This window comes from Acinetobacter sp. (assembly GCF_036666595.1).
Lineage (GTDB): Bacteria > Pseudomonadota > Gammaproteobacteria > Pseudomonadales > Moraxellaceae > Acinetobacter.
In genome coordinates this window covers 1-955 of record NZ_JAVWVO010000043.1, presented here as the reverse complement: position 1 = coordinate 955, position 955 = coordinate 1, and the positions used below count along the sequence as shown (strand labels likewise).

General features: G+C 36.9%; 1 protein-coding gene. It reads right to left on the bottom strand.

What is annotated here, in order from left to right:
* Positions 1–118: 118 nt before the first annotated feature.
* The gene (locus tag RR876_RS16595; protein WP_004282345.1) at positions 119–820 is read right to left on the bottom strand and encodes an IS1 family transposase; all 702 of its coding nucleotides are present in this window, start codon (positions 818–820) and stop codon (positions 119–121) included.
* Between the last annotated feature and the right edge of the window lie 135 nt (positions 821–955).

Here is a 955-nt window from a genome sequence, read left to right as displayed (position 1 = left end):
TCTTTTCTGTTGGAAGACAAATCACGTATTTTAAGTTGTGCGCATAAAATTAAAGTCCTGCATGTCAACCCGCAAACTTTAAAACAATTTGGGTGGTGTCTCAAAAAGTATGCTGGCGTTAAACAAATCCGTTATTAAGGTAAAAGAAAGTCAAATCAAAGGCTTTAAAATGATTTTCGAGCTTTTTAGAAAAGTTGCAACTTCTCCTAAATCCACGCCTGATTCGATGACGAATTCTACAATTGTTACCTTCAATACCGACGGTAAAAAACTTACCGATCACTTGCTTGCAACATTGAAATGCTGTAATAAAACTATCCCAATGATCACTCGCAATTCGAGCATATTGAACCCCAAGCTTTTTAAGTCTAGCTTTAAGACGTTGAACCGTTGCTAAATCCCGCTTACCCCAAACATAAGCAACAATTTCTCCAGATTCTCGATGGTAGGCATAAATAAGCCATTGTTTATTTTTCTTATTCCCTACAAAAGTCCAAAGTTCATCGACTTCAAGACATTCGTAGTGGCTTTGTTTAGGCTGAATCTGATAGATCGATTCACTTAAGGTTCGTAATACCTTGCCAATGCTGATACGCTCGACTTCAGCAATATCTCTTACACCGCTTCCTCTGACCATTAAATGTAATATCTTGCCGGTAATACCTGAGTTACATCCTTGATAGCTTAATGCATGATCACCAATAAACTGACGTTTGCAATCTTTGCATTGATGGTTTTGTTTCCCATCTACTTTGATGCCATTTCTCTTTATATTGTTACTTAGACAGGTAGGACATTTGATTTGTAGCGTTATTTTCATACCTCTATTTTATCAAAAGCCATATTGTTTTTTTCAGCATACTTTTTGAAACACCACCAAAATACGTTCTGAGTCACCTTGTATGATCGTTTCAAACTCCAATGACGAGCCGAGTTTGAACTTTTGAAAGCCTGT